Raw genomic sequence first — 26,584 nt, forward strand, 5'->3', positions numbered from 1 at the left:
GCCAACTTGAAGCGCCGCGATAGCGCCGCGCCATAACAAACTGTCCAAGGAGACATCCATGTCCACGAACGCTGCCTTCACGGCGCGGCGCGCTGCCGCTATTCCGGCTGGCCTGTCGAAACATCTCGACGTCTATATCGAGAAGGCGGAGAACGCCGAACTGTGGGACGTCGAGGGCAAGCGCTACATAGACTTTGCCGCCGGCATCGCCGTCAACAACACCGGCCACCGCCATCCGAAGGTGGTCGAGCGTGTGCGCAACCAGCTCGACAAGGTCACGCACACCTCGTTCCAGACCACGCCCTATATCGATTATGTCGCGGCCTGCGAGAAGCTGAACGACCTGGTGCCGGGCGATTTCCCGAAGAAGACGTTTCTCGTCTCCACCGGCGCTGAAGCCATCGAGAACGCTGCCAAGATCGCCCGCGCCGCGACCGGCCGCTCGGCCTTCGTGGCCTTTTCCGGCGCCTTCCACGGCCGCACGCTGATGGCGATGACGCTGACCGGCAAGACCACGCCCTACAAGGCCGGCTTCGGTCCGCTGGTGCCTGACGTCTTCCACCTGCCGTTCCCGATTCCCTATCACGGCATTTCCGAGCAGGAATCGCTGACGGCCCTTGATCGCTTCTTCCGCTCCGAGGTCGATCCGACCCGCGTTGCCGGCATTTTCGTTGAGCCGGTGCAGGGCGAGGGCGGGTTCTATCCGGCGCCCGTCACCTTCCTGCGCACGCTGCGCGAGATCTGCGACAAACACGGCATCCTGCTGATCGCCGACGAAATCCAGACGGGTTTTGCCCGCACCGGCAAAATGTTCGCGATGGAACATGCCGGCGTCGCCGCCGATATCGTCACCATGGCCAAGGGCCTCGGCGGCGGTTTCCCGATCGCTGCCGTCACCGGCCGCGCCGATGTCATGGATAAGATCCCGATGGGCGGCGTCGGCTCCACCTTCGCCGGCAATCCGCTTTCCTGTGCGGCCTCGCTCGCCGTGATGGAGATCATCGAGGACGAAAAGCTGATCGACCGCGCCAACGAGGTCGGCAGCCGGCTGAAGGCGGTCTTCGAGGACTGGCAGGAGGGCAACGAGTTTGCTTGCATCGGCGAGGTGCGCGGCCTCGGCGCCATGGTGGCGATCGAGTTCGTGCGCGACCGCGAGACGCGCCAGCCCTGGCCGGAACTGGTGAAGGCCATCACGCACACCGCCGCCGAAAAGGGTCTGCTGCTGCTCTCCTGCGGCGTGCATAGCAATGTCGTGCGTGTGCTCACACCGCTGACCATCCCCTTCGACCATCTCGACGAAGGCATCGCCATCCTCAAGGACAGCCTGCGGGCGGCGCTGGAAAAGGTGGAGGCCGGGCAATGACGCTCGCGCTGCTGCACGACCTGGCCTTCATCGACGGCGCCTGGGCCGGGGCGGAGACGGGCGCGACCTTCGAGGTGCGCAATCCGGCGACGGGCGAGGTTCTCGCCCGCGTCGCCGACCTCGCGGCGTCCGACGTCGAGCGCGCCATCCTTGCCGCCGAGCGCGCGCAGGTCGACTGGCGCGACCGCCCGGCCAAGGAACGCGCAAAACTGCTGCGCGCCTGGTTCGACCTTATCACCACCCACACCGAAGACCTTGCCCGGCTGATCACCGCCGAGCAGGGCAAGCCGCTCTACGAGGCGCGGGGCGAGGTGGCGTTCGGCGCCTCCTTCGTCGACTGGTTTTCCGAAGAGGCCAAGCGCGTCTATGGCGACGTCATCCCCTCGGCCGGTCGTGACCGGCGTTTCGTGGTGCTGAAACAGCCGATCGGCGTCTGCGCCGCCATCACGCCCTGGAATTTTCCGCTGGCGATGATCACCCGCAAGGCGGCGGCAGCGCTTGCGGCCGGCTGCACCATGGTCGTCAAACCTTCCGAGGAAACGCCGCTGACGGCGTTGGCCATGGCCGAGCTTGCCCGGCATTCCGGCATTCCGGCCGGCGTGCTCAACATCGTGCCGTCGAAAGATTCTGCGGGCATCGGCCGCCTGCTCTGCGAGCATCCGGTCATCCGAAAACTCTCCTTCACCGGTTCAACCGCCGTCGGCAAGTTGTTGATGCGGCAGTGCTCTGACACGCTCAAAAAGCTGTCGCTGGAACTCGGCGGCAATGCGCCCTTCATCGTCTTCGACGACGCCGACCTTGACCTCGCCGTTGCCGGCGCCATCGCGTCAAAGTTCCGCAATTCCGGCCAAACCTGCGTCTGCACCAACCGCATCTATGTGCAGGATGGCATCCACGATGCCTTCGTGGCGAAGCTGACGGAAGAAGTCGCGAAGCTGAAGGTGGGAGACGGTGCTGCGCCGGAGGTGGTGCAGGGGCCGCTCATCAATACCAAGGCCGTCGCGAAGGTGGCGGAACTGATCGGTGACGCCGTCGGCCATGGCGCCCGTGTCGAAACCGGCGGCAAGCCGCATGCACTCGGCGGCACCTGGTTCGAGCCGACGGTGCTGAGCGGCATGCAGGCCTCGATGCGGCTCGCGCAGGAAGAAGCTTTCGGCCCGGTCGCCCCAGTCTTCCGCTTCAAGGAGGAAGCCGAAGTCATCCGCCTCGCCAACGACACGCGCTACGGCCTGATGGCGTATTTCTACGCGCGCGACGTCAACCGCATCTGGCATGTGCTCGAAGAGCTGCAATTCGGCATGGTCGGCATCAACGAAGGCCTGATCTCCACCGAACTCGCTCCCTTCGGCGGCATCAAGGAAAGCGGTTTTGGTCGCGAAGGCTCCAAATATGGTATCGAGGAATATGTGGAGCTGAAATATGCCTGCTTTGGCGGGCTGAAGAGGGCATAGCCAGATGTCGGAAGTAGTGGATCGCAAGGTCGCATTGATCGTCGGAGCCTCGCGCGGCCTTGGGTTGGGCCTGGCGAAAGCCTTTCTTGCCAAGGGCTGGGACGTCGTTGCGACCGTGCGCGACGCTCGCGGCCGCTTGGCGCTCGATGCTTTGGCGGCCGGGGATCGGTTGTCGATCCTGATGCTCGATATCATGGTCGCCGACGATATCGCGCGGGTGCGACGCGAACTCGACGGGCGAGTGCTGGATGTGCTTTTCATGAATGCCGGTATTGCCCGGGATCCGGCTGCAGCCGTCGAGGATGCGCCCGTCGAGGACTTCATCGACGTGATGCTCACCAATGCACTCGCGCCGCTACGCGTCATCGCTGCACTGCACGATCAGGTGAAACCGGCAGGCGTGGTGGCCGCCATGTCGTCCAGCATGGGCAGCGTCAGCGGCAATGCCGGCGGCGCCTGGGAGATCTACCGCGCCAGCAAGGCGGCTCTCAATCAGTTGATGAAAAGCTTTGCCGCCCGCCACACCGATGGCCGGACCTATCTTGCCGTTTCGCCCGGCTGGGTGCGCACCGATATGGGTGGCGACGCTGCGCCTTTGGACATCGAAACCAGTGCGGCTGGTATCGTCGAGACCCTGGTCGCTCGCGCAGGCACGGGCGGGGTGCATTTTGTCGATTTCAACAACAAGATCGTGGCTTGGTAGCAAGTTCCGAGGGGCGGATCCTGCGCGTTTGTACGACCTGAGAGTTGGGTTCTTCGCTGGAGATCTTGCCAGGTGATTTGCCTTTGCCGTGGGTGGCGGGCGGGGTCGCCTACGGGATCCGCAACGGTTTGTAGCGGAGGCTCCTGGAAGAAAAGACTGCAAGGAGCGGTGGACCCACAGGCTTTTTCGGCTTGAACCCTGCGCCAGCGAATATTGAAATCATGGATACCCGAAGAACGGCTCAGCCGAGATCCCAATCGCCGTTCGAAGCACCACGGCGGATGACAATACACTGCAATTGCCAAGTGCGGCTGCCTCTGCGGGAAGCAAGGGTGGCACGGTAGGCGCCGCGTTCGTAAAAATCCCGGTGACGACGGCAAGCCGGAGCGCTCTAAGAATTCCGGCAGCATGGTTACGTTGCCGCGTTGCCGGAATCCAACACAGGCCTAATATAGGTAGTGTCGTTCAATGATGTCCGGAGCCAGTCGTGAAAAATCCGTATGAGGTTCTCGGCGTGTCGTCCACTGCGACAGCGGCCGAGATACAGAGTTCCTACCGCAAGCTTGCCAAGAAGCTGCACCCGGACCTTAATCCGGGTGACAAGGCGGCGGAGGAAAAGTTCAAGGAGGTCGCCGGCGCCTACGATCTCCTCGGCGACATCGACAAGCGCAAGCGCTTCGATGCCGGCGAGATCGACGCCACCGGCGCCGAACGACCTCCGCGCCAGAGCTACTACCGTGATTACGCCGGCGCCCAGGCTGAGCATCCCTACGCGGATGCTTCCGGCTATGCCGACTTTATGGACGGCGACGACATCTTTGCCGATCTTCTTCGCCGAGGCCAGAAGGCTCGGGCGAACCGCCCCGGCGAGGACAGGCACTACCATCTTGAGATCGGGTTCGCCGATTCCATCGCCGGCGCCACCCGGCGCATCACCCTGCCGGACGGCAGTACGCTTGACGTGAAGATCCCGCCAGGCCTCGTCAGCGGCCAGACGATCCGGCTCAAGGGCAAGGGTGCGCCGGGTTTCGGCACGGGCGGTCCGGGCGATGCCTTGATCGAGGTTGAGGTCCTGTCCGATCCCCGCTTTACCCGCGATGGCGACGATATCACGATCGAACTGCCCATCTCGCTGAGCGAAGCGGTGCTTGGTGGGCGCGTACGCGTTCCGACCGCCACCGGCGCCGTCGTCATGGCCGTGCCGAAAGGATCCAATACCGGCTCGCGGCTCCGGCTGAAGGGCAAGGGTGCACCGAAACGCGGCGGCGGCTTCGGCGACCAGTTCGTCAAGCTGAAGGTTGTCCTGCCGAACCCGCCTGATCCCGAGCTCGAAGCCTTCATTGCCAGCTGGGAAAAGGGCAAGTCGTTCAATCCGCGTGAGGAGGGCTGACCATGGTCATGACCAGAGAGGAATTCCTGAAAACCTCCGGCCTCCAGGTGACGGTTCTGGAACTTTGGATCGAACAGGAGTGGCTGGTGCCGGAGAAGACACCATCAGGCCCGTGCTTCCGGGAAATCGATGTCGCTCGCGCACGGCTGATCGGCGAACTACAGTCGGGCATCGGTGCGAACGATGCGGGCATCGACGTGATCCTGCATCTCATGGACCAGCTGCACGGCATGCGCCGGGCCCTCGATGAGCTGCGGCGCGAAATGGGCAAGCCGGACGTCTGACGGTGAAGCGCGCAGGTCTGGCCATGTCGGCGCAGGCGGCAATCTTCATCGCCGGCAAGGATGGCGCGGACGCATTTTCGGCCGGAATGGTGTCGCCGATATCCAGTTTGCATGCCTTGCCCCGAAGTGCTGGAGGAGCGCGCGATCGGGCCTGGGCGCCAGCTGCGACGGGCTGGTGGAGAGGGATGGGATTCCGTCAGGGGTGCCCCTTTGAAACAGGCGATCCAGCGCTATGTACCAGATCCACTGGCAGAATTGATGCTTCTCGGTGGCACGCTCTACCGTGCGTATCTTTGCTATCGGGAGCGGCCTTACCTTCAGGATGAGTTCGTCGTGGTCTGATTGGCGTCAAAGCAAAGGAGAAGGACATGAGCGACAAGGTCAAGGAAGACATGGAAGTGATCGGCGCGGACGGCGTGCATGTCGGGACTGTCGACCGTGTGGAAGGCAACCGTATCAAGCTCAAGAAGAGCGATAGCTTTGGTCGCCACGAGGGCCACCACCACTTTATCGAGATGGGTTTCGTGGCAGGTGTCGAGGGCGACAAGGTGCGGCTGGCGGCCAATGCCGATATCGCGGTGACATTGGAAGAAGAGAAATCCGGCCGCCCAGTCGATCTCTGACCAGTTCAGGGGCGGCCTTTTTCTCCGGTCACGCCCGTCTTCAGCCCTTGCCGAATGGATTCCGCATGGATGCAGTCCTTTCCTCCGTCGTCCCGCAACCGGTCGCCACGCGCCTGACAAAGGCGGCAATCTTTCTTGTCGTGACCCTCGAACCGGGCCGTGAGGCCGAAAGCGCCGTGCGCAAGCTCTGCGCCGATCTCTCGGGCCTTCTGCGCGCCGTTGGCTTTCGTGACCTTGAAGGCGGGCTTTCCTGTGTGCTCGGCATCGGCTCGGATGCCTGGGACCGGCTGTTCGGTGCACCTCGTCCGAAAGATCTGCATCCCTTTCGTGAAATCCGTGGACGGCATCATGCCGTAGCCACGCCCGGCGACCTGCTCTTTCATATCCGCGCCACACGCATGGATCTCTGTTTTGAACTGGCAACCCAAGTGATGAACCGGCTGAAGGGCTTCGTCGTCCCGGAGGACGAGGTTCACGGCTTCAGCTATTTCGACGACCGCGACCTTATAGGTTTCGTTGACGGCACGGAAAATCCTGTTGACGCGGCTGCCGTCGCCGCCACCATCATTGGTGCGGAAGACCCGGATTTTGCCGGTGGAAGCTATGTGATCGTGCAGAAGTATCTGCATGATCTCGCCGCGTGGAACCGCGTGCCGGTGGCCGATCAGGAAAGGATCATCGGCCGCGAGAAGCTCTCCGATATCGAGCTCGATGATGACGCCAAGCCGAGCTATGCCCACAATGTTCTCACGTCGATCGAGGAGAACGGCGAGCCCTTGGAAATCCTGCGCGACAACATGCCCTTCGGTGATGTCGGCAAGGGCGAGTTCGGCACCTACTTCATCGGGTATGCGCGCTCGCCGCGCCGGGTCGAGATGATGCTGGAGAACATGTTCATCGGCCGTCCACCCGGCAACTACGACAGGCTGCTCGATTTCAGCCGTGCCGTCACGGGCACGCTATTCTTCATTCCCTCCGCTTCGTTCCTCGATGCGGTGACACCAGATGCCGCACCCGTGCCTGCTGCTGAGGTACAGCTGGAAGCGGATCAATTACCGTCCCGCCGCGATGGATCGCTCGGCATAGGCTCTCTCAGGAAAGGGGCTTCCCATGAATAACCTGCATCGTGAACTTGCGCCGGTTTCCGAGGCCGCCTGGGCCGCAATCAAGGAAGAGGCGACACGCACGCTGAAGCGCCATCTCGCCGCCCGCCGGGTTGTCGACATGGTTGGTCCTTCCGGGCTTGGCCTCTCGGCGGTCGGCACGGGTCATGTCGAGCCGGTCACGCCACCGGCCGAAGGCGTGCAGTCGGTGAAGCGCGAGGTCAAGGCGCTGGTCGAGCTTCGTGTCCCCTTTCAGCTCTCGCGCAGCGCCATCGACGATGTGGAGCGCGGCGCGCTTGACAGCGACTGGTCGCCCGTCAAGGAAGCCATGCGCAAAATCGCCCATGCCGAGGACCGGGCCGTGTTCGACGGCTACGCTGCCGCCGATATCGAGGGGATTCGCGCCGCCGCAAGCAATCCCGCCGAGCCACTTCCCACGAACGTGAAGCGCTATTCCGATGCGGTGGCGCGGGCGGTCGGCCAGCTTCGCCTTGCCGGTGTGGAAGGCCCTTACGCGCTCGTTCTCGGTGGTGATGCCTATATGGCCGCAAGCGGTGGCAGCGACGATGGCTACCCGGTCTTCCACCATATCGAGCGGATCGCCGACGGAGGGGTCATCTGGGCACCGGCCATCGAAGGTGGGCTTGTCCTGTCGCTGCGCGGCGGCGATTTCGAATTGACCGTCGGGCAGGACTTCTCGATCGGCTATCTCAACCACTCCGCCATCACCGTCGATCTCTACGTCCAGGAGAGCTTTACCTTCCGCACGCTGACAACAGAGGCCGCCGTGGTGCTCTCGCCGGAGTAACGCAACGATAAGCGTCCCGCTGGCGGGCAGGAATACGACAACAAACGGGAGACCTGGAAATGAACAAGCCCTTTTTCCTGGCATCGGAAAACACTTTCGCCAGACGGTTGCTCGGCAATGCGGGGATCACCGTTGATGTCATGGCAGCCGATCTCGATGATCGTGCACTGGAGGCGCCACTGGAAGAAACAGGCGCATCAGCCGAAGATGTCGCCCTCGTTCTGGCGGAGGCCAAGGCGACGGAGGCAAGCGGACGGCAACCAGGCCTCCTCTTCCTCGGTTGCGAACAAGTCTTCTCGCTGGATGACGAGATCTTGCATGTGCCTGCGAACATGGAGGAAGCACGACGCCGCCTTCTTCTGCTTTCCGGCAAGACGCACCAGATCCATGTGGCCGTCGTGTTGGCTCGGGATGGCCATGTGCTGTGGCGCCATGCTGGTGTCGCGAGCATCACACTGTTGAAGCTCGATCCCGGCTTTATCGGCCGTTACATGGCGCAAGTCGGCGCGGATGGGCTGCAAAGCGCCAATCTCTGCCGGGTCGACGGAGAGGGGATCCAGCTCGTCGATAGGATCGAGGGCGACTTCCTCACCGCAGCCGGGGTTCCGATGCTGCCCTTGCTTGCCGAACTGCGTCGGATCGGCGCCGTCGATTTTTGAAGCAGCCCGGTGCGATTCGGAGCGGCCAGTCCCTGGCACCAATCCCTTGCCGCGCCGTTTGCGAGAGAGAATCTCAATGACAGTTGTGACATCCGAACGCCTCAGTCGCGACATGCAATCCTCGGCGCGCAGGCTCGTCGAACAGGTTGGGCTCGTTCCCCAATCGCAAGACCAGCCGTTGAATGCGAACGATCTTCTCTTTTATCTCAGTGAAACATCGATGCCGATGGCAGGTTTTCTGCAGGAGCAGGGCCTGTTCGTCGATGAAGAGGGCCTGCATTTCGATCCGGCGCAGTTTCCGAAAATTCGTGCCATCGCTGAAACGGTGATCAGCGAATACAAAGCCGGGAACCGTGACGACCTCTGGGCGCGGTTCGATCTTTCCGAGGAGGAGGATGTCGACGGCAACGGGACCTATCTTCTGATCGTGCTCGCCGCGCTTGATCTCCTTTATGGTTCCGCCGCATGACGTTCATGGTCTTGCACATCGTGGTTGTGGCGGCGGCGGCCGTTCACATCCTCTTGCGACCGCATCGGCAACCGGAATCGCGTGCTGCCTGGCTCATCCTTGTGCTGCTGCTCCCGTATGTCGGCGCGCTGGTCTATCTTCTCGTCGGGCAGACGAATGTCGGTCGCAGGCGGATGGAGCGACTGAAGGCCGCCTTCCGCGCGCTGCCGCCTCCGGAGACGGCGCCGTGCTGGCCGTCGGCGTCACAGGTGCCGAGCCAGCACGCCGCGCTCTTTGCCGTCGGGCGCTCGATCAGCGGCTATGCGCTAACCGGAGGCAACAGCGCCCGGCTGATGGAGGACTCGGATGCCGCCATCAGAGCGTTGGTCGCGGATATCGATGCGGCGATCGACCATGTCCACCTTCTCTTCTACATCTGGCTCGCCGACCGTAACGGCACGGCGGTCGCTGAGGCTGTGCAAAGGGCGGCGCGTCGCGGGGTCGCCTGTCGCGTTCTCGTCGATGATCTTGGCTCACGTGCGCTCGTGCGTGGCCCGCTCTGGCGTGATATGGCGAGAGCGGGTGTAGAGGTCCGCCGGGCGTTGGTGATCGGCAATCCGCTTTTGCGCGCCCTCACTGGCCGCATCGACTTGCGCAACCACCGCAAGATCGCCGTCATCGACAACCGCATCACCTATTGCGGCAGTCAGAACTGCGCTGATCCCGAATTCCTGCCTAAAGCAAGATTCGCGCCCTGGGTCGATGTGCTGATGCGCTTCGAAGGGCCGGTGGTACGGCAGAACCAGCATCTTTTCGCCAGCGACTGGATGGGCAATGGCGGCGGCGATATCGGGCACCTCCTACGCCAGCAGATGGTGGATACGAAACCTGGTTTTACCGCCCAGGTGGTCGCCACCGGCCCCACATTCCGAAATTCCGCCATGCCGGAAATGTTCGAGACCTTGATCTATGCCGCAAAGCGTTCGCTCTTCGTAACGACACCCTACTACGTACCGGATGCTGCCATGCAGGCCGCACTTTGCGCCTGCGCCAACCGGGGTGTCGAGACGACCATCATCTTTCCCGCGCGCAATGATGACTTCGCCGTTGCGGCGGCAAGCCGCAGCTATTATCTCGACCTTCTCCAAGCAGGCGTGAAGATTTTCGAATACGAGGCCGGGCTGCTCCATGCCAAGACCCTGACCATGGATGGCGCCATCTCGCTGATCGGCTCGGCGAATATGGACCGGCGCAGCTTCGATCTCAACTACGAGAACAACATCCTTCTCGAAGATGTCGACCTGACAACAACCTTGCGTGCCCGACAGGAGGCCTATCTCGAGCGATGCCGGCAGATCCTGCCGGAGGAGGTGGGACGCTGGTCTGTCTGGAAGCGCCTGAGGAACAACGGCCTCGCCATCGTCGGACCCGTTTTATAGCCTCGGTTGAGATGTGTGCCTCGTCGCCCTTTCGGCGGTATTGCCGTCCTCCGGTTTCCGGAGCGGTTGTGACAAGCGCTTCAGGTCGCTAGGCCCCGCCTTCCTCGATCTTCGGCAGGAACCAGGCGAGGAGCCCTGCGAGCGGCAGGAACGAGCAGATGGCATAGACCGTTTCGACGCCATAGCGGTCGGCGAGAATCCCGAGGAGGGCAGCGGCGATACCGCCAAGTCCGAAGTTCAGGCCGTAAAACAGTCCTCCGATCAACCCGATGCGATGTGGCAGCAGCTCGATTGCATAGATCAGGATCGATGCGAAGGCACTGGCCATGATCAGGTTGATCATCACCGTCAGCACGCCCGTCCAGAACAGATCGGCATAAGGCAGCATCAGTGTCAGAGGAAGTGGCCCGAGGACAGAGATCCAGATGATGCGGTAGCGCCCGATGCGGTCGCCGACGATACCACCGACAAGCGCGCCGACGGCCGAGGCGAGCAGGAAGATGAACAGCATCATCTGCGCCGCCGGGATGGAAAGGCCGAACCTCTCCATGAGATAGAAGATGTAGAACGACTTGAAGCTTTCGCCGTAGGCGTTCTTGGTGAACATGAGTGCCGTGAGGACGACGAGGCCGATGGCGATCGTCGCGGGCGCATGGCGTGCCGCTCCGCCCGCCTTCTTTACACCTATCCGCATTGCCGCGAACTCGGCACTGATCTGGCGCTGTTTGCTGCCGATCCAGGCCAGAAGCGTCATGGCGAGCAAGGCAAGGGCGGCGAACCAGGCGAGGCTCGGCTGCCCCAACGGCACGATGATCAATGCTGCAAAGACCGGGCCGAGCGCGCCTCCGGCCTGACCGCCAACCTGGAAGAGACCCTGGGCCAACCCCTGCCGGCCGCCGGCCGCATAGCGCGCCATACGGGTCGCCTCAGGGTGGAATATGGATGATCCGATGCCGATCAGCGCCACCGAGACAAGAATTATCGCATAGCTGTGGGCGAATGCGAGACTCAAGAGCCCGGAAAGGGTGAACATCATGCCCACGACAGGCGAATAGGGTGCGGGGTGCTTGTCGGTCACCATGCCGATGACCGGCTGCAGCAGCGATCCGGCAATCTGGAAGGTCATGGTGATCAGGCCGATCTGCACGAAATCGAGCGCGTACGCATCCTTCAGGATTGGGTAGGCAGCCGGAATCAGCGACTGCATCAGATCGTTGAGGAGATGGGTAAGCCCCAAAACCACAAGAACTGCGAGGTGCGTCCTCGGCTGCGTCGTGGGCGTGCGGATGGCGACGGTCATATCTGCATTCGAGACCGTTCGGATGCGGTGGTCGAACGCCGTGGCGACGTCCATGAACCATACGCATCCGAGGTCGTCATCGAATAGCGCGCGCTCTTAGAGCGTTTGAACGTTTTCAGCCTTCGATTTGCCGGTCTTGCGATCCTGGCCGATGTCGTAGCTGACCTTTGCGCCATCCCGCAGCGGGCCGCCGGACTGTACCGCGGATATGTGAACAAACACGTCTGCTCCGCCATTGTCGGGGGTGATGAAGCCGAAGCCCTTGTCCTGATTGAAAAACTTAACCGTTCCGGTAGCCATGGTATCCTCAGTGATCGAGCGGCACCTTGCCGCAGCATGAGCTTATTCGTCGTACGCTGGTCCGGCAACCGCTTATTCACGCTGGAATGGTGTCTGTGGAAATCTAGGCCTGGAAAAGTGCTCGCGACGAAGGGCTTTCGCCATCCGTCATGGGGATAACTTGCGTTTCGCAACCGAGCGATCGAGCTAACTGTTGACGGCGGAATTGCGTCCTATACCATATCTAGTGTTCGAGGTTCCTCCGATTCGAGAGAGTCGGAGGCTAAGACGGGAATCCGGTGTGGCCATGATGGCTGCGTCAATCCGGAGCTGCCCCCGCAACTGTAAGCGGCGAGCATACGTTCGACAAAGCCACTGAGGCGCAAATGCCTTGGGAAGGCGGACGGATGCCGCGACCCGCAAGCCAGGAGACCTGCCTCGTTCATGAACGTCCACGGGCGGGGTGTCCGGCAGGCGAGCGATGGGTTGTGGAATGATGCCGCCCCGCCGTCTCCCCAGATGCTCCGTATGAATAGCTTCGGGGTGAAGTCATGTCGAATTTGTTTCCAGTGCCTCCGCGCGAGTAAGCGGCGCCCCGCGTCCGGCCGTCCTTGAGGGCCGCCGTCTATCTATTTTCAGTTCACGAACGGTCATCGGCGGATGACCGAACGCCCCTCCATGCCCAATCGCCAGAATATGAGGAAACCATGCCGATCACCGTTTACTCCAAGCCCGCCTGCGTTCAATGCTCAGCGACCACCCGCGCGCTCGACCGCCACGGCATCGACTACAGTGTCATCGATATCTCCGAGAATGCAGATGCCTTCGCGCTCGTGCAGGGCCTCGGCTACCGTCAGGTTCCCGTCGTCGTTGCCGGTGAGCAGCATTGGGCCGGTTTCCGCCCTGATATGATCAGCGCACTGGCCTGAGGGCGGGGCGATGGGTGAGCTCGTCTATTTCTCCTCCCGGTCGGAAAACACCCATTGCTTCGTGCAAAAGCTCGGCCTTCCGGCCTTCCGCATTCCCCTTCGCGCCGACGAGGCGCTGAGGGCGCGCGCGCCCTTCGTCCTCGTCGTGCCGACCTATTGCGGCCAGGATGGCAAAGGCGCCGTTCCCAAGCAGGTGATCCGCTTCCTCAATGATGCGGAAAACCGCGCGAACCTTCGCGGCGTGATTGCCGCGGGCAACAGCAATTTCGGGGCGACCTTCGGGCTCGCCGGCGACGTCATCTCCGCCAAGTGCGGTGTGCCGTATCTCTACCGCTTCGAGCTTCTCGGCATGGATGAGGACGTCGACAACGTCAGACAGGGACTGGAACGATTTTGGACACGATGACGCTCGAGAAACCGGCGAAGACGCCGGAAATCACCGCGCTGGACTATCATGCGCTGAACGCGATGCTGAACCTTTACGATGAGGATGGAAAAATCCAGCTCGACAAGGACCGGCAGGCGGCAAAGCAATACTTCCTCCAGCACGTCAACCAGAACACGGTCTTCTTCCACAATCTCAGGGAAAAGCTCGATTATCTGGTGACCGAAGGGTACTACGAGCAGGAGGTGCTCGACCAGTATTCCTTCAACTTCGTACGCGATCTCTTCGACCACGCCTATGACAAGAAGTTCAGATTCCCGACCTTCCTCGGCGCGTTCAAGTACTACACGTCCTATACGCTGAAGACCTTCGACGGAAAGCGCTACCTTGAGCGCTACGAGGACCGCGTCTGCATGGTGGCGATGACGCTGGCGCGCGGCAGCGAGCAGCTTGCTCGCGATCTCGTCGATGAGATCATTTCCGGCCGTTTCCAGCCGGCAACGCCGACCTTCCTCAATGCCGGCAAGAAACAGCGCGGCGAGCTCGTCTCGTGCTTCCTGTTGCGCATCGAGGACAACATGGAGAGCATTGGCCGCTCGATCAATTCGGCGCTCCAGCTTTCCAAGCGGGGCGGCGGTGTCGCGCTCTCCCTCACCAACCTTCGCGAGATGGGCGCGCCGATCAAGCAGATCGAGAACCAGTCGTCGGGCGTCATCCCTGTCATGAAGCTGCTGGAGGACAGTTTCTCCTATGCCAACCAGCTCGGTGCGCGGCAGGGGGCGGGGGCGGTCTATCTCCATGCCCATCATCCCGACATCCTGCGTTTCCTCGACACCAAGCGCGAGAATGCCGATGAGAAGATCCGCATCAAGACCCTGTCGCTCGGCGTCGTTATCCCCGACATCACCTTCGAGCTCGCTCGCAACAACGATGACATGTATCTGTTCTCGCCGCATGACATCGAACGCGTTTACGGCGTGGCCTTCACCGAGATTTCGGTGACGGAGAAGTACCGCGAGATGGTCGAGGACGGCCGCATCCGCAAGAAGAAGATCAAGGCCCGCGACTTTTTCCAGACCCTGGCCGAGATCCAGTTCGAGAGCGGCTATCCCTACATCATGTTCGAGGACACGGTGAACCGCGTGAACCCCATCGCCGGCCGCATCACCATGAGCAATCTTTGCTCGGAGATCCTGCAGGTAAGTGAGGCGAGCGAATTTAACGACGACCTTTCCTATGCCAGGATGGGCAAGGACATTTCGTGCAATCTCGGCTCGCTCAACATTGCTGCTGCGATGGGCTCGCCGGATTTCGGACGAACGATCGAAACCTCGATCCGTGCGCTGACCGCCGTCTCCGAGATGAGCCACATCTCCTCGGTCCCCTCGGTCGAGAAGGGCAACGACGATAGCCACGCCATCGGCCTCGGCCAGATGAACCTGCATGGCTACCTCGCCCGCGAACGCATCTTCTACGGATCCGAGGAAGGTATCGATTTCACCAATCTCTATTTCTACACGGTGACCTACCATGCCATCCGCGCCTCAAATCGGCTCGCGGTGGAAAACAGCGTCAGCTTCAAGGGTTTCGAGAGCTCGAGATACGCCTCGGGCGACTATTTCGACAAATACATCGAGCAGGTGTGGCTGCCGGCGACGGAGAAGGTGAAGGGTCTCTTCGAAGAGGCCGGGATCCATGTCCCCTCGCAGCAAGACTGGCGAGAGCTGAAGGAGGCCGTCATGAAGGGCGGGCTCTACAACCAGAACCTCCAGGCCGTGCCGCCGACGGGCTCGATCTCCTATATCAATCACTCGACGTCCTCGATCCACCCGATCGTCTCGAAGATCGAGATCCGCAAGGAAGGCAAGATCGGCCGCGTCTATTACCCGGCCGCCTTCATGACCAACGACAATCTCGACTATTACCAGGACGCCTACGAGATCGGCCCGGAGAAGATCATCGACACCTATGCGGCGGCGACCCAGCATGTCGACCAGGGCCTGTCGCTGACGCTGTTCTTCCGCGACACGGCGACGACCCGCGATATCAACCGGGCGCAGATCTACGCCTGGAAGAAAGGCATCAAGACCATCTACTACATCCGCCTTCGCCAGATGGCGCTGTCCGGCACGGAAGTGCAGGGCTGCGTTTCCTGCGCGCTGTGAGATCGGGGACGCAAATGAACATCCAAGTGAAGACCAAGGCGCCGAAGGCCGCCGCCGCCATCCGCGCGATCAACTGGAACCGCATCGAGGATGACAAGGACCTCGAGGTCTGGAACCGCCTGACCGGTAATTTCTGGCTGCCGGAAAAGGTGCCGCTCTCCAACGACATTCCCTCCTGGGCGACGCTGAAGCCGCAAGAGCAGAAACTCACCATCCGCGTCTTTACCGGTCTGACGCTGCTCGACACAATCCAGAACGGTGTCGGTTCGGTAAAGCTCATGGAGGATGCTGCCACGCCGCATGAGGAGGCGGTGCTTTCCAACATTTCCTTCATGGAGGCTGTGCATGCACGCTCCTATTCCTCCATCTTCTCCACGCTCTGCCTGACGCCCGACGTCGATGACGCCTATCGCTGGTCGGAGGAAAACGAGTTCCTGCAACGCAAATCCGCATTGATCATGGAACAATATACGACGAGCGACCCCTTGAAGAAGAAGGTCGCCAGTGTCTTGCTCGAAAGTTTCCTGTTCTATTCCGGCTTCTATCTTCCGATGTACTGGTCGAGCCGCGCCAAGCTCACCAACACGGCGGACATGATCCGCCTCATCATCCGTGACGAGGCCGTACACGGTTACTACATCGGCTACAAATTCCAGCGCGGACTGGAGCGCCTGAGCATGGAAAAGCAGCAGGAGATCAAGGATTTCGCCTTTGATCTTCTCCTGGAACTTTATGACAATGAGGCGCGATATACCGAGGATCTCTATGACGACGTCGGCCTTACCGAGGATGTGAAGAAGTTCCTGCACTACAACGCCAACAAGGCCCTGATGAACCTCGGATACGAGGCACTTTTCCCGCCGGAAGCCTGCAAGGTGAACCCGGCCATTCTCTCAGCGCTGTCACCGAATGCCGATGAGAACCACGACTTCTTTTCCGGCTCCGGATCGTCCTACGTCATCGGCAAGGCGGTCGCCACCGAAGATGAGGACTGGGATTTCTAAAGGAGGATCCGGCAGGGTTTTCCCGCCAAGCCGCTCAAGGCCCCGATACCCAGACCTCTCAGGCTATCTCCCCGGTTCGACGTTCAGTTGCTCGAGCAGGGCTCCGTGGTATTCCCAGAATCCTGCGATAAAGCGCTCCGCAAGCTGGTTGTCTGTTGCGTCGCTGCGGCGGATCGCCAGGAAGCCGGCATCGATGAAGTCGGTGAAGGGGCGGACCACGACGCCTCTGCCTCGATAGTCCGTGGCGGAGGAGGGGTCGATGATGGTGATGCCGACGCCTTCCGACACCAGCGTCAGCGCGGTGTGGGAGAGGCGTGTCTCGATCGTTGAAGCCCTCGGAATGCCCGCCAGTGCGACCTCCACGCGCATGGCAAACAACGTCCCCGGTTCCAGCGTGATCATGTGCTCGCCTTCGAGGTCTGCCGGCCCTATCCGGGATCGGGCGGTCAGTCTGTGGCCCTGCGGCATGGCGACCACGGCCGCGACGGGGCGGGATTCCGTCAGGAAACCGGGGCGGTCGAGCGGGCCGTCGGCGAAGCCGATATCGGCCTGGCCGGAAGCGACGGCTTCGATGACCATGGTCGAGGGGATGCCGCTCAGGGAGACATGGATGTTCGGGCGCTCGCGCAGGAAGCGTGCGAGGTAGCGCGGCATGATGCCATTGGCGAGCGCGGGCATCACGGCGATGCGCAGCATGCCGGCATTCTGGCGGCCGATCTCCTCGGCGAAGGCCTTGATGCGGTTGAGCCCGACATAGGCACGCTCCACCTCCCTCAGAAGCGTGGTGGCCTCGGGCGTCGGGACGAGTTGGTTGCCGCGCCGCTCGAACAGCCGCAGCTTCAGGTCGAGCTCGAAGTCGCGGATCAGCCGGCTCACCGCGGGCTGGGTAATCGCCATGAGCTCTGCCGCCGCGGTCATCTTGCCGGTGAGCATGACCAGGCGAAACGCTTCGACCTGCCGCAGGTTCATGAGCTTCTCCATAATATTTGGTTATTCTCTACCCGTAATTTCGAATTTGACGGTATGGAGCGTCACCTGCCAAAGTCAAGCCCATAACGCGCCGACACGCTATCGGCGCAAGGGAACGGACCAGGTGGACGCGTGGGCGCTTACTTCGATTTGATGGGATTTGCCGATGGTGGCTGGGGCTTCGATATGCTTCGCGCCACCGCTATCACGCTTGCCGTGGCCCTTTGCGGTTTTGGGCTGGGAGCGCTTTTCGGCATGCTCTCGGCGGCCGCGTCGCTCTCGCCGGTTTCCTCGCTACGTTATCTTGCCGACGGGTATACGACCGTGCTGCGCGGCGTGCCCGATCTTCTCGTCATCTATCTGTTCTATTTCGGCGGCAGCGCCGTCATAACGCAGCTTGGCCACCTGTTCGGTGCGGAAGGCTTCGTAAGCGCGCCGGTGTTCCTGACGGGGGCTATGGCGATCGGCGTCGTGTCCGGCGCCTATCAGGCGGAAGTCTTTCGCGGTGCGGTGCTCGCGCTGTCGCGCGGCGAGATCGAGGCGGCCAAGGCCTATGGGATGGGTGCATTCCTCCGATTCCAGCGCATCATCCTGCCGCAGGCAGCCCGGTTTGCGATCCCCGGACTTGGCAATGTCTGGCAGCTGGTTTTGAAGGAATCGGCCCTTATTTCCGTCGTCGGTCTGGTCGAGCTCATGCGTCAGGCGCAGATCGGCGCCGGCTCGACCCGCAAGCCGTTCACCTTCTTCCTGACGGCCGGCGTGCTCTACCTGCTGATCAGCCTTGTTTCCGGTGCTGTCTTCCGGCGCGCCGAAGCCCGTGCGATGCGCGGCATCCGGAGGGCATCATGAACCTCCTTGACATTCCCTTCCTCGTCGAGAGTTTCCTTGCCCTGTGCCGCGGCATTCCGCTCACGCTGCAACTGACCGCGCTCTCGGTCGCCTCGGGCGCGCTTCTTGCCATGCTTCTGGCGGGCTTCCGCCTCTCCGGCAACCGGGTGCTCGATGGTCTCGCGCGGGGCTATATCTTCGTCTTCCGCGGCACGCCACTCCTCGTCCAGCTCTACATCATCTATTACGGGCTTAGCCAGTTTCCGGAGCTGCGCAAGAGTGTCGCCTGGCCATTCCTGCGCGAACCCTACTGGTGTGCCGCGCTGGCACTCTGTCTGAATACGGCCGCCTATAGCGCCGAGATCATTCGCGGGGGCGTCATCGCCGTGCCGCTCGGGCAGATCGAGGCCGCGAAGGCCTATGGCATGGGCCGGCTCACGCTTTTGCGCCGGATCATCGCGCCGCAGGCTCTTCGCCTGATGCTGCCAGCCTATTCGAACGAACTGATCCTCGTCGTGAAGTCGACGGCGCTCGCCTCGACCATCACGATGATGGAAGTCACCGGCATCGCCGCCAAGCTGATCTCGGCCAGCTACCGGCCCGTCGAGATCTTCGTCTGCGCCGGCGCGATCTACCTTCTTCTGAACTTTTCCATCACGCGGTTGCTCCGGTTTGTCGAGCACCGGCTTTCCCGTGACCAGCGTCCCTTTGTCGTCGCGACCGGAGAACAGGCATGACAGATCAGACCCGCATCCCGGCCGTGGAAATCGCACGCCTGGAGAAGTGTTACGGCCCGCTCAAGGTCCTGCATGACATTTCCCTCACCGCGCAGCCCGGGGAGGTCGTTTCCATCCTCGGCGCGTCCGGTTCCGGAAAATCGACGCTGCTGCGCTGCGTCAACATGCTGGAAGTGCCGAATGCCGGCACGGTCTCGATCTTTGGCGAGGCCTACAGACTGGATCAGCGCTCCAACCAGTCGGCACGCGTAATCGACCGGCGCCAGCTTCAAAGGCTCCGCTCCCAGGCGACGATGGTGTTCCAGTCCTTCAATCTCTGGTCCCACCTGACAATCCTTGAAAACCTGATCGAAGCTCCCGTCCACGTCCAGGGGCGGGATCGCAAGGCATGCATCGCCGAGGCAGAGGCGCTTCTGGAGCGCGTCGGCATCGCGGACAAGCGCCATGCCTATCCGGCCCATCTTTCCGGTGGCCAGCAGCAGCGGGCGGCCATCGGCCGGGCACTCGCGATGCACCCGAAAATCATGCTGTTCGACGAGCCGACCTCCGCGCTCGATCCCGAACTGGTCGCAGAGGTCCTCAAGGTCATGCGGGACCTGGCCGCAGAGGGCCGCACGATGCTCGTCGTCACCCATGAGATGGGCTTTGCCCGCGACGTCTCCAGCCGGGTCGTCTTCCTTCACAAGGGTTACATCGAGGAGGACGGCACGCCTGCGGACGTCTTCACCCATCCTCGCAGTGAACGTTTCCGGCAGTTCATTTCGACGCACGCCCATTGAGACCGGAGAACAACAAGAGGTGAACCCATGAAACTGACCCTTCTTCTCTCGGCGGTGGCCTTCGCCGTGTCGCTGCAGCCCGTCCATGCGGCGGACAAGATCCGCATTGCGACCGAGGGGGCCTACGCGCCCTGGAACTTCTCCGGCCCGAATGGCACGCTGGAAGGTTTCGAGATCGACCTGGCCAATGACCTGTGCAAGCGGATGAGCCGTGAATGCGAGATCGTCGCCCAGAACTGGGACGGGATCATCCCTTCGCTGACCGCCGGCAAGTACGATGCGATCATGGCCGGCATGAGCGTCACGCCGAAGCGCGAGGAGGTTATCGCGTTTTCGACCCCCTATGCGGCAGCGATCAACTCCTTCGCCGTGCTCGGTGACAGTGATCTCGCCAACCTGCCGATGGCCGGCAAGCCGCTTTCGGTGGATTCGGACGCCGCCAAGCCCGTTCTCGAGGAGATCGCCAAGCTGATCGAGGGCAAGACGGTCGGCGTGCAAGGCTCAACGACCGCCTCCTCCTTCATGGAACAATACTTCAAGGGCGCCGATGTCCGGGAATACAAGACGACGGAAGAGCACAATTTCGACCTCGTCAGCAGCCGCCTCGATGCCGTGGTCGCCAATGCGACGGTGCTCGCTGCGGCGATGGAGAAGGAAGACATGGCAGGCACGAAGCTCGCCGGCCCGCTGCTCTCCGGCAAGGTCTTCGGCATGATCGGGATTGGCCTGCGCAAGGAAGATACTGCGCTGAAGGCGGATTTCGACGCTGCGATCATGGCCGCCCGCGCAGACGGTACGATCAAGACCCTGTCCGAAAAGTGGTTCAAGCTCGACGTCAGCCCGCAGGACTGACGTCGCAGCGCAATTCCAGCAAAAGCGCGAAGCGGTTTTGCTGTGAAAAAACAGGCGCATTTTCGCAAATCGAAAAAAGCGAAAATGTTCTGGCGCCCATCCCGCCTTGCGGGCGGGCGCTCTCCTTTCCCTTTCAACAGCACAGACTGCGGGTATGCGGACCTTACCGGATCAGGAAATCGTCGTCGTCGGAGGCGGCCTTGTCGGCGCGGCCATCGCATGGGGGCTGGCGCGCAGAGGGCTGGCGCCGCTTGTTCTCGACGGAGAGGATCTGTCGCACCGTGCGTCACGAGCGAATTTCGCGCTGGTCTGGGTTCAGGGCAAGGGTGTGGGCGCTCCGCACTATGCTCGCTGGACGATTGCGGCCGCCCTCCGATGGTCGGCGTTCTCGGCCGATCTGATGGAGACGTCAGGGATCGATGTCAGCCTTCGGCAAAGGGGCGGCTTCACTTTCGCGCTTACCGAAAGCGAGATGGCGACGTGGGCGGAGGAGGTCCGTTGCGTGGCCGAAGCGCTAGGCACGGATGCACCCGACCACGCCGTGCTCGACCATGTCGAGACCGCGCGCATGCTGCCTGCGATCGGCAGGGATGTCATCGGTGCCATCTACTCGCCGCTCGACGGGGACGTGAACTCCCTTCGCCTCCTGCAAGCGCTGCATGTCGGCATGCTCAATCTCGGCGCAGGTTACCGAGCGCACTGCGATGTGACCGAGATCGTTCCTGATGCAGGCGGGTTCCTCCTCAAGGGAACCTGGGGCGAGGCCCGTGCCGGCCGGGTTGTGCTCGCGGCCGGAAACGGCAACACGCGGCTTGCGCCGATGGTAGGGCTTTCGGCCCCAACCCTCCAGAGCAAGGGGCAGATCCTGGTGACCGAGAAATGCGCACCCTTCTTTCCTTATACATCGACCACCCTGCGACAGGCCGATGAGGGTGGGGTGATGATCGGCGACAGCCAGGAGGCCGACACCCGCTCGATCGCCACCGACCAGGATATCAGCAGCGTGCTTGCCGACAGGGCGATCCGCACCTTTCCGCAGCTGGCGGCGGTGAATGTTCTGCGCAGTTGGTCCGGCTTCCGGGTGAAGACGCCTGACGGATTGCCGATCTACGAGTGCTCGCCCACCCATCCTGGGGCCTGTCTGGTCATGTGCCATTCCGGCGTGACGCTGGCCCCGAACCACGCACATCTTGTCGCCGATGCGATCGCTTCCCGAAACCCCGTGCTGGCCGATGGCCTCTTTCCCGGCGGGAGGTTTCATGTTCCGGCGCATTGAACCCCCGAAGGACCACGTGACCATCGTCATCGATGGCAGCAAAATCGAGGTCGATGCCACGGCAAGCGTCGCGGTCGCGCTTCTTGGCGCAGGCATGACCACGCTGCGGCGTAGCGTGGTCAACGACCAGCCGCGTGCACCCTATTGCCTGATGGGCGTCTGCTTCGAATGCCTGGTGACGATCGATGGCGTGCAGAACCGCCAAGCCTGCATGGTTCCCGTCCGTGATGGAATGACGGTTGCCTTGCAACGCGGTGCGCGGACGACAGAAGGAAGCGATCGATGACGCTGACGACACTCCGCAATGCCGACGCCCTTGCCGTCCGCTACGACATCGCGATCGTCGGCGCCGGCCCCGCTGGTATGACGGCGGCGAGCGAATGCGCAAGGCTGGGCCTTGCGGTTGTGGTGTTCGACGAGAATGCCGAGGCGGGTGGGCAGATCTATCGCGCCATCGAAAGAAACACGCGTACCAAGCGCCCGTATCTCGGAAGTGATTATGCGCACGGGGCCGCCCTTTGGGAGGCCTTTTCCACGGCGACAGCCACCTATGTGCCTTCCGCCATGGTCTGGAGCCTGGAGCAACAGGAAGAGGGTGGGGAAGCGATGGCCGAGCTGCGGGTTTCCGTGGCCGGCCGCAGCCGGATCGTTTTCGCAAGGCGCGTGATCCTTGCAACGGGCGCAACGGAACGGCCTATGCCGGTCCGGGGCTGGACATTGCCGGGCGTCATGTCCGTCGGCGCCGCGCAGATCGCCCTCAAAGCCTCCGCTCTTCTGCCGCAAGGGCCGGTCGTTCTCGCCGGCAGCGGCCCGCTGCTTTATCTCTATGCGGACCAGGTGCTTGCGGCCGGCGGCGCAATCGATGCGATCCTCGAAACCACGCCGCGCCGCAACTGGCTTCGCGCCGCCCCGCATGTCCTCTCCTTTTTTGCATCCCCCTATGCGTGGAAGGGCCTTGGTCTGATGCTTCGGGTAAGACGGGCGCTCCAGGTGTTCCGTGCCGTGACGGCGCTGGAAATCACCGGTACCGACCGGGCAGACGGCGTGACCTTCGTGACCGGCGGCAAGACGGTGTCGCTGCGGGCAGGGAGCATTTTTCTCCATCAGGGCGTCATTCCCCATACCAATCTGGCGAATGCCGCGGGCTGTGCGCTGGTCTGGAAGGATCGGCAGATGTGTTTTGCGCCGGTCGTGGACGAGGAAGGGCGCAGCAGTAAATCTGCGATTTTCATCGCGGGGGACGGCAGCGGCATCGGAGGCGCCGTCGTTGCGGCGCTTGACGGCCGGATCGCTGGGATCGCAGCAGCACAGGAGGTTCTGGGCAGGCAATCGTCCGAGGCGTTGAGCCATATTGTTCGGTCGCGAAAAAAGGCGCTGCGCGGACGGGACTTTATCGACCTTGCCTATCAACCGGCCCTGGCATTTCGGGCGCCGCAAGCCGACGACATCGTCGCCTGCCGATGTGAAGAGGTTTCCGTCGGGGCCGTCCGAGAGGCCGCTGCGCGCGGCGTCGCAGGGCCGAACCAGCTGAAGACGATGCTGCGCTGTGGCATGGGGCCGTGTCAGGGCCGCATGTGTGCTGCGACCGTCACGGAGCTGCTCGCCGATGCACAGCAGCGCCCCCCTGCCGATGTCGGCACCTATCGCCTTCGCCCGCCGGTCAAGCCCGTGCCGCTCTGCGAGATCGCCGCACTCCCCCATACATCCGAAGCGGTTTACGCCGTGACGGGTGGTCATTCCGGACACTGAACCACGAAAGGTATCGAAAATGGTCCAACGATTTCTGCGAACGCCGATCATGCACAGAGTAGTCGAGCACAACGGTATCGTCCACGTCGGTGGCACGACCTGCGACGACGAGAGCCTTGATATGGCCGGCCAGACCCGTGAGATCCTCGCGAAGCTGGACCGCTATCTGGCCGAGGCGGGTACCGACAAGACAAGGCTGCTCTCAGCCAGCATCTTCGTCACCGATCTCGGCAAGAAGCCGGAAATGGATGCAGTCTGGAAGGAATGGCTGTCGCCGGAAACCTTGCCGACCCGCGCAACGGTCGGTGTTGCTGACCTTGGCGGCGATACGATGATCGAAATCGTGGTTTCTGCGTATAAGTAGAAATACAGACCTCTCAGTCCAGATGAAACCGTCTGCCAGCGCTGTCAGACGGTTTCATCGATGCGCTCGGCGGGACCGGGGTGTTGACCTTCCCCTTGCGGGAACCTTTAGGATCGGGTGACGTGAAGTGCGGAGCCTGCGACATGAGCAACGATCATATCCACCACGATCACGAGCGCCACACACCGTTCGTGCCGGCAGCCGAGGCGCATGCGGATAGCGGGACGGCTTTGCGCGACCCGGTCTGCGGCATGATCGTCGATCCCGCTGCGGGCAAGCCGATGCTCGACCATGCCGGCCACCGCTATCATTTCTGCAGCAGCGCCTGCCGCGACAAGTTCAAGGCGGCGCCCGACATCTACGTCAGTGCCAAGGATCCCGTTTGCGGCATGGATGTCGCCCGCGACACGGCCCGACATTTCCTCAAACATGAGGGGCGTGGCTATTACTTCTGTTCGCCAGCCTGTGAGGGCAAGTTCACTGCCGAGCCGGCACGATATCTGTCCGGTACGCCCGCGGCGCAGGCCATGCCAAAGGGCACGCAATATACCTGCCCGATGCATCCCGAGATCGTCAGGGACACGCCTGGTTCCTGCCCGATCTGCGGCATGGCACTCGAACCGGTTATGCCGGGCGCCGATGACGGTCCTAATCCCGAGCTGATCGACTTCACCCGCCGCTTCCGCGTCAGTGCAATCCTCTCCATCCCGCTTCTTGTTATCGCCATGGGGCCGATGGTCGGCCTGCCGGTTCGCGACTGGATCGGCGAGCCGCTGGCCGCCTGGCTTGAGCTTGCCCTGGCGACACCGGTCGTACTGTGGGCGGCATTGCCGTTCTTCCACAGGGGGCTGAATTCGTTCCGCAAACGCAGCCCCAATATGTGGACGCTGATCGCGCTGGGCGTCGGCGCGGCCTATCTCTATTCTGTGGTCGCAACCCTCTTTCCCGACCTGTTCCCCCACCAGTTCCGTGGCCATGGCGGTTCGGTACCGGTCTATTTCGAGGCGGCCAGCGTCATCGTCGCTCTGGTCTTCCTCGGCCAGGTGCTCGAACTTCGGGCACGCGAGCGCACCGGCTCGGCGATCCGCGCGCTGCTCGATCTTGCGCCAAAGACTGCCCGTCGCATTGCCGATGGCGGTTCCGAAAGCGAAGTGCCACTTGATGCCGTTGTCGGTGGCGACCGCCTGCGCATCCGTCCGGGCGACAGCATTCCGGTTGACGGTCTGGTGCTGGAGGGACGTTCCTCCGTCGATGAATCGATGATCACCGGCGAGCCCGTTCCTGTCGAGAAGACCGAGGGTGACAGGCTCACGGGCGGAACACTCAACAAGAACGGATCGCTTGTCATGCGCGCGGAGCGCGTCGGCAGCGAGACTGTTCTGTCGCAGATCGTCGACATGGTCGCAAAGGCCCAGCGCAGCCGTGCGCCCATCCAGGGGCTGGCTGACCGGGTCTCTTTCTATTTCGTCCCGGCCGTGGTGCTCATCGCCGTCGCTGCCTTCATCGTCTGGGCGCTTGTCGGACCCGAGCCGAGCATGGTGTTCGCCATCGTCTCGGCGGTCTCTGTGCTCATTATCGCCTGCCCCTGCGCCCTCGGCCTCGCCACACCCATGTCGGTGATGACCGCCACCGGGCGCGGTGCCCAGGCCGGGGTGCTCATCAAGGACGCCGAGGCGCTGGAGCGCTTCGCCCGCGTCGACACGCTCATCGTCGACAAGACCGGTACGCTGACGGAAGGGCGGCCGACGCTCACCGATGTGATCACCGCTGTAGGCGTCGAGGAAGCCGACCTGCTGTCGCTCGCCGCCGGGCTTGAAAAAGGCTCCGAGCACCCGCTGGCCGAGGCCATTGTCGAGGGCGCGGCAGCGCGCGGCGTTTCAGCCCCTGGCGTCCATCATTTCCAATCGATTACCGGCAAGGGTGTTACAGGTGCCGTCAGCGACCGCAGGGTTGCGCTCGGCAACGCGGCCCTCATGGCCGACCTCGGCATCGATTTCGGCGATCTTACCGCCCGTGCCGATGCCTTGCGTGAGGAGGGAAAGACAGCGATGTTCGTTGCTCTCGATGGCCGGCCGGCTGGTCTGGTCGCCGTTGCCGACCCCATCAAGGCCTCGGCTGCCGCCGCCATCCGCGAGCTGCACGCCCTTGGCCTGCGCATCATCATGGCCACGGGCGACAATGTCCGCACCGCCAGGGCAGTTGCTCAAAAGCTTGGCATCGATGAGGTCCGGGCCGACATGCTCCCCGAAAGCAAGAAGGCGCTGGTCGATGAGCTTTGCGCCAAGGGGCAGGGTGTCGCCATGGCCGGCGACGGTGTCAACGATGCGCCGGCCCTTGCCGCGGCCGATGTCGGTATCGCCATGGGCACCGGCGCCGATGTTGCCATGGAAAGCGCCGGGATCACGCTGGTCAAAGGGGACCTTGGCGGGATCGTGCGCGCCCGCAAGCTCGCCCAGGGTACCATTCGCAACATCAAGGAAAACCTGTTCTTCGCCTTCGTCTACAATGTGCTGGGCGTTCCTGTTGCCGCTGGCGTCCTCTACCCCGTGCTGGGCACACTTCTCTCGCCGATGCTCGCAGCCGCTGCGATGAGCCTGTCCTCGGTATCGGTCATCGGCAACGCGCTGCGGCTGCGGGCGATCAAGCTGTGAACCATGGCTTTTCCCCGTGCCGGACGACAGAGCGGGGAGAAGGGCC

At 62.5% G+C, this 26,584-nt stretch carries 28 protein-coding genes and 1 riboswitch; of the genes, 25 read left to right on the plus strand and 3 right to left on the minus strand.

Going from position 1 to position 26,584, the window contains the following annotated elements; translation table 11 throughout:
• The first annotated feature begins 58 nt into the window (after nucleotides 1-58).
• The 12 genes from gabT to cls all read left to right on the plus strand — a co-directional run bounded on the left by gabT (nucleotide 59) and on the right by cls (nucleotide 10,271).
• Nucleotides 59-1,363, plus strand: a complete 1,305-nt coding sequence (gabT, locus tag P9A16_RS23870) for a 4-aminobutyrate--2-oxoglutarate transaminase (protein WP_278025951.1) — start codon at nucleotides 59-61, stop codon at nucleotides 1,361-1,363.
• Complete coding sequence (locus P9A16_RS23875; protein WP_023513747.1) at nucleotides 1,360-2,814, plus strand: NAD-dependent succinate-semialdehyde dehydrogenase; 1,455 nt, start codon at nucleotides 1,360-1,362, stop codon at nucleotides 2,812-2,814. The genes gabT and P9A16_RS23875 overlap by 4 nt, the downstream gene beginning before the upstream one ends.
• A 4-nt stretch (nucleotides 2,815-2,818) precedes the next feature.
• Complete coding sequence (locus P9A16_RS23880; protein WP_023513748.1) at nucleotides 2,819-3,517, plus strand: SDR family NAD(P)-dependent oxidoreductase; 699 nt, start codon at nucleotides 2,819-2,821, stop codon at nucleotides 3,515-3,517.
• 487 nt (nucleotides 3,518-4,004) lie between these two features.
• Nucleotides 4,005-4,907, plus strand: a complete 903-nt coding sequence (locus tag P9A16_RS23885) for a DnaJ C-terminal domain-containing protein (RefSeq protein WP_023516771.1) — start codon at nucleotides 4,005-4,007, stop codon at nucleotides 4,905-4,907.
• Nucleotides 4,908-4,909: 2 nt separating this feature from the next.
• Nucleotides 4,910-5,191, plus strand: coding sequence for a chaperone modulator CbpM (locus tag P9A16_RS23890; RefSeq protein ID WP_023516772.1), 282 nt, complete (start codon nucleotides 4,910-4,912; stop codon nucleotides 5,189-5,191).
• Nucleotides 5,192-5,401: 210 nt separating this feature from the next.
• Nucleotides 5,402-5,533 (plus strand): hypothetical protein, encoded by a 132-nt coding sequence (locus P9A16_RS23895; RefSeq protein WP_256363695.1) that lies wholly within the window; start codon nucleotides 5,402-5,404, stop codon nucleotides 5,531-5,533.
• Nucleotides 5,534-5,559: 26 nt separating this feature from the next.
• The gene (locus P9A16_RS23900) at nucleotides 5,560-5,814 is read left to right on the plus strand and encodes a DUF2171 domain-containing protein (RefSeq protein ID WP_024269910.1); all 255 of its coding nucleotides are present in this window, start codon (nucleotides 5,560-5,562) and stop codon (nucleotides 5,812-5,814) included.
• Between the two features lie 65 nt (nucleotides 5,815-5,879).
• Nucleotides 5,880-6,932: a Dyp-type peroxidase gene (locus P9A16_RS23905; protein ID WP_024269911.1), complete on the plus strand. Its 1,053-nt coding sequence runs from the start codon at nucleotides 5,880-5,882 to the stop codon at nucleotides 6,930-6,932.
• Nucleotides 6,925-7,725 carry a family 1 encapsulin nanocompartment shell protein gene (locus P9A16_RS23910; RefSeq protein ID WP_023517242.1) on the plus strand — a complete coding sequence of 267 codons (801 nt, stop codon included), beginning with the start codon at nucleotides 6,925-6,927 and terminating at the stop codon, nucleotides 7,723-7,725. The genes P9A16_RS23905 and P9A16_RS23910 overlap by 8 nt, the downstream gene beginning before the upstream one ends.
• A gap of 59 nt (nucleotides 7,726-7,784) precedes the next feature.
• Nucleotides 7,785-8,384 (plus strand): Maf family protein, encoded by a 600-nt coding sequence (locus P9A16_RS23915; protein WP_023517243.1) that lies wholly within the window; start codon nucleotides 7,785-7,787, stop codon nucleotides 8,382-8,384.
• 85 nt (nucleotides 8,385-8,469) lie between these two features.
• A complete protein-coding gene (locus tag P9A16_RS23920; RefSeq protein ID WP_156031757.1) occupies nucleotides 8,470-8,853 on the plus strand; it encodes a hypothetical protein in 384 nt (127 codons plus the stop codon).
• A complete protein-coding gene (cls, locus tag P9A16_RS23925; protein ID WP_024269912.1) occupies nucleotides 8,850-10,271 on the plus strand; it encodes a cardiolipin synthase in 1,422 nt (473 codons plus the stop codon). The genes P9A16_RS23920 and cls overlap by 4 nt, the downstream gene beginning before the upstream one ends.
• An 88-nt stretch (nucleotides 10,272-10,359) precedes the next feature.
• Here cls and P9A16_RS23930 read toward each other — a convergent pair whose 3' ends face one another.
• Nucleotides 10,360-11,571 (minus strand): MFS transporter, encoded by a 1,212-nt coding sequence (locus P9A16_RS23930; protein WP_037404840.1) that lies wholly within the window; start codon nucleotides 11,569-11,571, stop codon nucleotides 10,360-10,362.
• A gap of 96 nt (nucleotides 11,572-11,667) precedes the next feature.
• Nucleotides 11,668-11,871: a cold-shock protein gene (locus P9A16_RS23935; RefSeq protein WP_024269913.1), complete on the minus strand. Its 204-nt coding sequence runs from the start codon at nucleotides 11,869-11,871 to the stop codon at nucleotides 11,668-11,670.
• Nucleotides 11,872-12,087: 216 nt separating this feature from the next.
• Nucleotides 12,088-12,305: riboswitch (cobalamin riboswitch) on the plus strand.
• Nucleotides 12,306-12,557: 252 nt separating this feature from the next.
• Between P9A16_RS23935 and nrdH the strand changes: the two genes are divergently transcribed.
• The 4 genes from nrdH to nrdF are packed head-to-tail and all read left to right on the plus strand — an operon-like array spanning nucleotide 12,558 to nucleotide 16,333.
• Complete coding sequence (nrdH, locus tag P9A16_RS23940) at nucleotides 12,558-12,779, plus strand: glutaredoxin-like protein NrdH (RefSeq protein WP_023516430.1); 222 nt, start codon at nucleotides 12,558-12,560, stop codon at nucleotides 12,777-12,779.
• A 10-nt stretch (nucleotides 12,780-12,789) separates the two neighbouring features.
• Complete coding sequence (gene nrdI / locus P9A16_RS23945) at nucleotides 12,790-13,185, plus strand: class Ib ribonucleoside-diphosphate reductase assembly flavoprotein NrdI (RefSeq protein WP_023516431.1); 396 nt, start codon at nucleotides 12,790-12,792, stop codon at nucleotides 13,183-13,185.
• A complete protein-coding gene (gene nrdE, locus P9A16_RS23950) occupies nucleotides 13,182-15,329 on the plus strand; it encodes a class 1b ribonucleoside-diphosphate reductase subunit alpha (RefSeq protein WP_024269914.1) in 2,148 nt (715 codons plus the stop codon). Before nrdI ends, nrdE begins: the two co-directional genes overlap by 4 nt.
• Nucleotides 15,330-15,343: 14 nt before the next feature.
• On the plus strand, nucleotides 15,344-16,333 hold the full coding sequence (nrdF, locus tag P9A16_RS23955; RefSeq protein WP_024269915.1) for a class 1b ribonucleoside-diphosphate reductase subunit beta: 990 nt from the start codon (nucleotides 15,344-15,346) through the stop codon (nucleotides 16,331-16,333).
• A 63-nt stretch (nucleotides 16,334-16,396) separates the two neighbouring features.
• Here the strand turns inward: nrdF and P9A16_RS23960 are convergent, their stop codons facing one another.
• Complete coding sequence (locus tag P9A16_RS23960) at nucleotides 16,397-17,302, minus strand: LysR substrate-binding domain-containing protein (RefSeq protein WP_130517459.1); 906 nt, start codon at nucleotides 17,300-17,302, stop codon at nucleotides 16,397-16,399.
• Between the two features lie 153 nt (nucleotides 17,303-17,455).
• Between P9A16_RS23960 and P9A16_RS23965 the strand changes: the two genes are divergently transcribed.
• The 9 genes from P9A16_RS23965 (at nucleotide 17,456) to P9A16_RS24005 (ending at nucleotide 26,538) form a co-directional block, all read left to right on the plus strand.
• Nucleotides 17,456-18,151: an ABC transporter permease gene (locus tag P9A16_RS23965; protein ID WP_037404843.1), complete on the plus strand. Its 696-nt coding sequence runs from the start codon at nucleotides 17,456-17,458 to the stop codon at nucleotides 18,149-18,151.
• Nucleotides 18,148-18,867 (plus strand): ABC transporter permease, encoded by a 720-nt coding sequence (locus P9A16_RS23970; protein ID WP_023515022.1) that lies wholly within the window; start codon nucleotides 18,148-18,150, stop codon nucleotides 18,865-18,867. The genes P9A16_RS23965 and P9A16_RS23970 overlap by 4 nt, the downstream gene beginning before the upstream one ends.
• Nucleotides 18,864-19,646, plus strand: coding sequence for an ABC transporter ATP-binding protein (locus P9A16_RS23975; RefSeq protein ID WP_023515021.1), 783 nt, complete (start codon nucleotides 18,864-18,866; stop codon nucleotides 19,644-19,646). The genes P9A16_RS23970 and P9A16_RS23975 overlap by 4 nt, the downstream gene beginning before the upstream one ends.
• Nucleotides 19,647-19,673: 27 nt before the next feature.
• Entirely contained in the window at nucleotides 19,674-20,498 is an 825-nt protein-coding gene (locus P9A16_RS23980) for a lysine/arginine/ornithine ABC transporter substrate-binding protein (RefSeq protein ID WP_023511832.1), read from the plus strand.
• A gap of 154 nt (nucleotides 20,499-20,652) precedes the next feature.
• Nucleotides 20,653-21,774 carry an NAD(P)/FAD-dependent oxidoreductase gene (locus tag P9A16_RS23985; protein WP_023511831.1) on the plus strand — a complete coding sequence of 374 codons (1,122 nt, stop codon included), beginning with the start codon at nucleotides 20,653-20,655 and terminating at the stop codon, nucleotides 21,772-21,774.
• A complete protein-coding gene (locus tag P9A16_RS23990) occupies nucleotides 21,758-22,060 on the plus strand; it encodes a (2Fe-2S)-binding protein (RefSeq protein ID WP_023511830.1) in 303 nt (100 codons plus the stop codon). The genes P9A16_RS23985 and P9A16_RS23990 overlap by 17 nt, the downstream gene beginning before the upstream one ends.
• Entirely contained in the window at nucleotides 22,057-23,523 is a 1,467-nt protein-coding gene (locus P9A16_RS23995; RefSeq protein WP_023511829.1) for an FAD-dependent oxidoreductase, read from the plus strand. The genes P9A16_RS23990 and P9A16_RS23995 overlap by 4 nt, the downstream gene beginning before the upstream one ends.
• A gap of 19 nt (nucleotides 23,524-23,542) precedes the next feature.
• On the plus strand, nucleotides 23,543-23,887 hold the full coding sequence (locus P9A16_RS24000) for a RidA family protein (RefSeq protein WP_023511828.1): 345 nt from the start codon (nucleotides 23,543-23,545) through the stop codon (nucleotides 23,885-23,887).
• A 143-nt stretch (nucleotides 23,888-24,030) separates the two neighbouring features.
• A complete protein-coding gene (locus P9A16_RS24005) occupies nucleotides 24,031-26,538 on the plus strand; it encodes a heavy metal translocating P-type ATPase (protein WP_278025952.1) in 2,508 nt (835 codons plus the stop codon).
• The last annotated feature ends 46 nt before the right edge of the window (nucleotides 26,539-26,584 follow it).

The sequence above is a fragment of the Shinella sp. 838 genome (genome assembly GCF_029623935.1).
In the GTDB taxonomy this organism is placed as follows: domain Bacteria; phylum Pseudomonadota; class Alphaproteobacteria; order Rhizobiales; family Rhizobiaceae; genus Shinella.